Raw genomic sequence first — 1885 nt, forward strand, 5'->3', positions numbered from 1 at the left:
CTTTGTGCGCCCAGCATGGGCGCACTCTTGCGGGTGCAAGTCCCGCCGTAAGTTGATCACGACGAACGAAGTGAAGCGCAACTGCACGAGGGCGACCGAGTGTGGGGAGGAAGCGTGGAGCGAAGCTGCGAGCCGATGAACAAGAACCGGATAGAAGGCAGTGCCGAGCAGGGCGAGTGGGCAAAGAGCCACGAAGCTCTCGTGATCAAGGCGAGGCGGTGTAAATCCGGCGGTTGTGCAGCGAAGGAGTGCGTTCTTACCTGGGGAGATCTCGCCTTGCGCCTGAAAGGGCGACGGCGGTGCCGGAGCGAGAAGTCAGCAGAGGTCGTAGTAGCCGGGTAGCGGGGCCGCCGAAGCCGCCAGCGAGAGGCAAAGGACCGAACGAGAGCGAGTGACCGAGGATTGCGGGAATGTCGAAGGCCATGCGTCAGATGCCGCAGCGATGCGGGCGGGTGGGCAGCGCGTGCGGTGAAGCCGCCCGGCAGCCTGCCAGCGACGAAGCTTGCGGCCCGTCCCGGCAACACCAGGGCACAGGGTCGGCGATGCCGATGACAGGGGCTGGCACCCTGCTGGAGGCGGCGCTGACGAGAGAGAACCTGCAAGCCGCATGGAAGCGGGTCAAGTCCAACAAGGGCGCGGCCGGCGTGGACGGGCTCGTCATCGAGCAGACCCACCGTCTGCTGCAAACGACGTGGCTGCAAATCCGCCAGGAGTTGCTGTCAGGTAAGTACCGGCCACAGCCGGTGCGCAGGGTCACGATCCCCAAACCCGACGGCAGCCAGCGCGAGTTGGGCATCCCGACGGTGAGGGACCGACTGATCCAGCAGGCACTGCTGCAGGTGCTGCAACCGCTGATCGACCCCACCTTCAGCGACCACAGCCACGGGTTCCGCCCGGGCAGGCGTGCACACGATGCGGTGAAGGCCGCGCGAGCGTACGTCCAATCCGGCAAGCGCGTGGTGGTGGACGTGGACCTGGCGAAATTCTTCGACCGGGTCAACCACGACATCCTCATGGAGCGGCTCGGCAGACGCATCGCGGACACAGCCGTGCTGCGGCTGATCCGTGCGTACCTGGATGCCGGCATCATGGACGGCGGGGTCAAGGTGGAGCGAGACCGAGGCACGCCGCAAGGCGGGCCCCTGAGCCCGTTGCTGGCCAACGTGCTGCTCGACGAAGTGGACAAGGCACTGGAGGCGCGGGGCTACAGCTTCGCGCGGTATGCCGACGACTGCAACGTCTACGTGGGCAGCACCAAGGCAGGCGAGCGGGTGATGGGATGGCTCAGAAAGCTGTACGGCCGGCTGAAGCTTCAGATCAATGAAGCCAAAAGTGCGGTGAGCAGCGCCCTGGGGCGCAAGTTCCTGGGCTACGAGCTGTGGATGGCCAAGGCAGGAGAAGTGAAATACGCAGTGGCTCAGGAGGCCCTGGGCGACTTCAAGAGGCGTATGCGGCAACTCACGGGGCGCTCCAACGGGCGCAGCATGGCGCAGACGGTGCAAGGGCTCACGCCCTACCTGCTGGGCTGGAAGGGGTACTTCGCACTGGCGCAGACCCCCAAGGTCTGGCGCGTGCTGGACGAATGGCTGCGCCACCGACTCAGGGCCTTGCAGCTCAAGCAGTGGAGGCGGGGCACGACGATGTATCGCGAACTGCTGGCGCTGGGGGCGACGCCTCGCGTTGCGCGACAGGTGGCGGCCAACAGCCGTCGCTGGTGGCGTAACAGTGCCAAGGCGCTGAACACCGCTATCACGATCTCCTGGTTCGACCGGCTGGGCTTGCCCCGTCTCTCATGACCTCAAGCGCTCGAACCGCCCGGTGCGGACCCGCATGCCGGGTGGTGTGGGAGGGGCTCCGTCGACAATGACGGACCCCTATCCCGATT

At 65.9% G+C, this 1885-nt stretch carries 1 protein-coding gene; it reads left to right on the forward strand.

Annotated elements, in window-relative coordinates:
- Window positions 1-410: 410 nt before the first annotated feature.
- Window positions 411-1796 (forward strand): group II intron reverse transcriptase/maturase, encoded by a 1386-nt coding sequence (ltrA, locus tag ABIC63_RS29850; protein ID WP_354322463.1) that lies wholly within the window; start codon window positions 411-413, stop codon window positions 1794-1796.
- The last annotated feature ends 89 nt before the right edge of the window (window positions 1797-1885 follow it).

The sequence above is a fragment of the Pseudacidovorax sp. 1753 genome (assembly GCF_040544975.1).
Classification (GTDB): domain Bacteria; phylum Pseudomonadota; class Gammaproteobacteria; order Burkholderiales; family Burkholderiaceae_C; genus Xenophilus.

Excerpts from the sequence above, each read along its gene's own strand:
- ltrA (WP_354322463.1), top strand. The coding sequence starts at position 411 with ATGTCGAAGGCCATGCGTCAGATGCCGCAGCGATGCGGGCGGGTGGGC.